The following is a 1,550-nucleotide window of genomic DNA, read 5'->3' as shown; positions in this document are numbered from 1 at the left end:
AGGGTTTTGGGGGGGGTTTTGTTGCCGGCCCCCTAAAAAAACTGGCGCGGCGGCCCCCCCCACCGGGGGGGGGCCCTCGCCGCATTTCACCAGATGTATCAAGGAAGCACTATGTCAGCTGAATCGAAGAGACCACGTCAGGGCCAGGGGCGCGGCGGCCCCGGCGGCGGCCAGCGCCCACAGGGCGCGTCCGGACGCCCCGGTGGAGGACGCGGTCGACCAGCAGGCAAGGACGGCAAGCCCGGCCGAGACGGCAAGCCGGCGCAGGGCCGCGGTGGCCGCCAGGGCGGAGCCCCACGCGATCGTCGGCAGGAGCCCCGCGAGCGCACCGAGGCGCAGAAGGTCTACGACGGACCTCCCATCCCCGATGACGTCAGCGCGAAGGACCTCGATCGCTTCGCTCGCCAGGAACTGCAGAACATCCCCCCGAAGCTGGCCGAGAAGGTCGCCCGGCACTTGGTGATGGCGGGCTCGCTGTTGCACGAAGATCCGGCGCTGGCCCATCAGCATGCTCTCGCTGCCCGTGCGCGCGCGATGCGCAACGGCCTCGTGCGCGAGGCCACCGGTGAGACCGCCTACGCGCTCGGCAACTGGTCCGAAGCGCTTGCGGAGTTTCGCGCCGCCCGGCGGATCACCGGCCGGGCCATCTACGCTCCGATGATGGCCGACTGTGAGCGCGCACTGAAGCGTCCCCAGAAGGCCCTCGAATACGACACGTCCGAGATCCGCGCCCAGCTCGACGAAGGCGGCAACGCGGAGCTGACCATCGTCGTGGCCGGCGCACGGCGCGACATGGGACAGATCGAGGCCTCGTTGCAGCTGCTCGAAGCCGAGAACCTGATGAGCAAGAGCCGCGCCGACTGGGTGGCTCGCCTCCGCTACGCCTATGCCGACACCCTGCTGGCGGCGGGACGTCGCGATGAGGCCGTGACCTGGTTCCACCGGGTGGTCGCGGTCGACGGCGACAAGCTCACCGATGCCGAAGAGCGGCTCGCCGAGCTCGAAGGCTGACCTGCCCGTCGACGCTGGTGCCGGTAGCGCCGGCGTCTGAACCCGGACACTAGACTGCCCGCATGAAGCAGTTGGTCCACGATGCGGCACGGCGGGCGCGATCCGCGGCGACGGTGCTCGCGCAGGCCTCACGCGCGGAGAAGGACGCCGCGCTGATCGCGATGGCCGAGGCGCTGGTCGCTGCGACGGAGGACATCGTCGCGGCGAACGCGCTCGACGTCGCCGGTGCCCGTGAGGAGGGGACCCCCGAGAACGTCGTCGATCGGCTGTCCCTCGATGCCGGTCGCGTGGCCGCCTTCGCCGATGGCGTACGCCAGGTAGCCGCGCTGCCCGACCCCGTCGGCGAAGTGGTCCGCGGCTCCAGCCTGCCGAACGGTCTGGAGCTTCGGCAGATCCGCGTGCCGATGGGGGTCATCGGCATGATCTACGAGGGACGACCCAATGTCACGGCCGATGCGGCGGCGATCTGCCTCAAGGCGGGGAGCGCCTCGCTCCTGCGGGGATCGCGTAACGCGGCGCGGTCGAACGCTGCGATCGTC

1 protein-coding gene and 1 pseudogene are annotated in these 1,550 nt (G+C 70.6%); both read left to right on the top strand.

The annotated features are described in order from the left end of the window. The first annotated feature begins 111 nt into the window (after nt 1-111). Nucleotides 112-1,011, top strand: a complete 900-nt coding sequence (locus ACOJSF_RS03720; RefSeq protein WP_420140880.1) for a hypothetical protein — start codon at nt 112-114, stop codon at nt 1,009-1,011. Between the two features lie 113 nt (nt 1,012-1,124). Next, nucleotides 1,125-1,550: pseudogene (proA, locus tag ACOJSF_RS03715) on the top strand (gamma-glutamyl-phosphate reductase); the annotation flags it as partial.

The organism is Sphingomonas sp., assembly GCF_048594985.1.
GTDB lineage: Bacteria > Pseudomonadota > Alphaproteobacteria > Sphingomonadales > Sphingomonadaceae > Sphingomonas_I.
Note: the sequence above shows the minus strand (reverse complement) of the source record. Positions and strands in the feature narration are given on the sequence as shown.

Excerpts from the sequence above, each read along its gene's own strand:
- ACOJSF_RS03720 (WP_420140880.1), top strand. The coding sequence starts at position 112 with ATGTCAGCTGAATCGAAGAGACCACGTCAGGGCCAGGGGCGCGGCGGC.